Genomic DNA, 2,209 nt, shown 5'->3' on the forward strand with positions numbered 1-2,209 from the left:
TGTCGCCGCTGGTGCTCACCTGGTTGCGGGCAAAGCGCGTGTTTCCGCGCGACCCGCTGACGATGTTCACGCGCGCCTCGTCGGCCGTGCTGAACGAGAGCACCTTTTGCGCGAGGGCCTCGGCGTCGGAGCGCGAAATGTAGCGTGGCGGCATGGTGATCAGGCCCTCCGGCCGGTGTTGATGACGTTGACCCCGCGGAAGCGCGCCGCCGGCGAGGAGTGCGAGACGGCGTTCACCTGCGAGGGCTGGCCCTTGCCGTCAAAGAACGACCCGCCCATGAACACGGTGCTGGGCCCGCCGATCATGTCCATCCCGTTCCAGAACTCCGGCGTGCGCATCTGGTAGGCGACGTCCTTGAGCGTCCCCGTGATGCGGCCGTTCTTGATCTCCTTGAACACCTGCCCGCCAAACTGCGCGTTGTAGCGCTGCTGGTCGATGCTGAACGATCCGTCGCCGTCGATCAGGATGCCGTTCTCCACGCCGGAGACCAGCTCCTCGACGGAGACGTCGCGCTCCGTGTTGGGCAGCAGGTTCACGTTGGGCATGCGCTGGAACTGCACGAACTCCCAGCCCTCCGCGTAGCTGTTGCCGTGGCTGCGCACGGGCTTGCCCTGCGACTGGTACCACTCGCCCAGCCACGGCGCCTGCTCGCGCGTGGTCTGCAGGTCGTTGAGGATGCCGTTCTTGACGATGAGGTACTCGTCGGGCCGCACGCCCTCGTCGTCGAAGCCCACGCTGCTCAGGCCGCCGTGCGACGAGCGCTCGCCCTGGATGTTCATGAAGTCGCGCCCGTAGCGGAACTTGCCCAGGAAGTCGCTGATGGGGTAGATGAACGAGGTGCCCGCGTAGTTGGCCTCGAACCCCATGATGCGGTCCAGCTCCGTGGGGTGCGCGATCGATTCGTGGATCGTGAGCCACAGGTGCGTGGGCAGCAGCACCAGGTCGTAGCGGCCCGGCTCCACCGACTTGGCGGAGAGCTTGGCCACGGCTTCCTCGGCCCAGCGGGGCGCGTTGCCCACGAAGTCGGCGTTGCGCACGTGCTCGTAGCCCAGGCCGCGCGGCGCCACGTCGGTGGACTGGCGGTTCTGGAAGTCACTGCCGTCCGCCGCCACGGCCGTGATGTCCATCACCGGGAACGAGCGGTAGAGCGTCTGCTCGATGTACGAGCCGTCGGTGCTGGCGAACGTCTTGTCCTGCTTGAGGAACGCCATGAACGAGTTGACGAAGCGCGCCCCGTTCACCCCCATGGCCGCCGTGTTGGCCCGCAGCAGCATGTCCACCTTTTCCTCGATGGGCACGTCGAACGGGTCGATCTCGATGGGCGCGCGCCAGCGGCCCTCGGCCACGGCTTCCACGGGCGCCAGCTCCAGCGGGCGCTGACGGGCGCCGGCGTTGCTGCGCGCCTGCGCCACGGCCTGCTGGGCCACGCGCGTGACCTCCTCGGCGTTCAGCTCGCGGCTGGCGGCAAAGCCCCACGCGCCGTTGGCGATGACGCGCACGCCAAAGCCGAACGTGTCCTGGTCGTTGAAGAACGTGATCTGCTGCTCGCGCGTGCCCATCTGCTGCGAGCGGTTGCGCGAGATGCGCACGTCCGCGTAGGTGGCGCCGGCGCCGCGGGCGGCGTCCAGCGCGCGCATGGCCAGCTCGCGGTTGAGCGCGGCGTCCATGGGCTCGCGCGGCGCCGACGCGGCGATCATGCGCGGCAGCACGAGCTGGCCCGCGCCCAGCGCCGCGGTGGTGGCCGCGCTTCGCAGCAGGAAGTCTCTGCGTCTCATCGGGGTTTGCTCCAACGGTCGTGTGAGGGGTGTCCGTGAACGGACGGGGTCCTGCGGGAGTGTGTCGGGTGCGCCCTGCTACGCACGGCGTGGCGCCGGAGTTTCGGGGTGCGGCGGTGCGAGGTGACAGTCTACGCCGCACCCCCCGTCGCGCGAAAGCGCCCCGTGACGGACGGCGGCGTTCGAGGGACGAGCCGCGGCCCGCCGTGCCGGACGCGCCGCCCCGCGGGACGGGAGTGCTGGATTTTTCGCACCGGCCGTTAGATGAATGCACGTTCGGAAAGGTTGCAGCAAGGGGGGATGCGAGGGGCGTGGATGAACGTTCGATGAACGGCGGCGGATCCGGCATCGAGCCGAGCGACTGAAGTCGCCGCAACCACTGCGGAAAGCCTCACAAACTGCGTGAGGCTTCAACCACGCGCGGGCAGGATTC

The 2,209-nt window shown here is 68.9% G+C and carries 1 protein-coding gene; it reads right to left on the reverse strand.

Annotated elements, in window-relative coordinates; genetic code table 11:
- Positions 1–159: 159 nt before the first annotated feature.
- A complete protein-coding gene (locus VFZ20_RS15525) occupies positions 160–1,776 on the reverse strand; it encodes a TldD/PmbA family protein (protein WP_329684820.1) in 1,617 nt (538 codons plus the stop codon).
- Positions 1,777–2,209: the final 433 nt, after the last annotated feature.

The sequence above is a fragment of the Longimicrobium sp. genome (assembly GCF_036280135.1).
Classification (GTDB): Bacteria; Gemmatimonadota; Gemmatimonadetes; order Longimicrobiales; family Longimicrobiaceae; genus Longimicrobium.